Here is a 211-nt window from a genome sequence, read left to right on the forward strand (position 1 = left end):
GAATAGCCGTATACTACGGAATGAGCTGGATTCAGCGCTTTCCAGGCCGCATCTTCAGATCCTTCGTTGTTCTCCTTGCATTCGCCCTGCTGGGCTTTGTCGTCTCCGTTGCGTTAATGGGTGTGGCCCAGGCGATTGCCGAATCCTTCGGGAAAGACCTTACACTCAGCGGACGTACGAATGTTTGGGAACAGTTGCTGCCGCTGATTTC

General features: G+C 53.6%; 1 pseudogene. It reads left to right on the plus strand.

Features of this window, described 5'->3' with window-relative positions:
* Window positions 1–211, plus strand: a pseudogene (locus AF337_RS32660) (O-antigen ligase family protein); the annotation flags it as partial.

The organism is Rhizobium ecuadorense (assembly GCF_001187535.1).
Lineage (GTDB): Bacteria > Pseudomonadota > Alphaproteobacteria > Rhizobiales > Rhizobiaceae > Rhizobium > Rhizobium ecuadorense.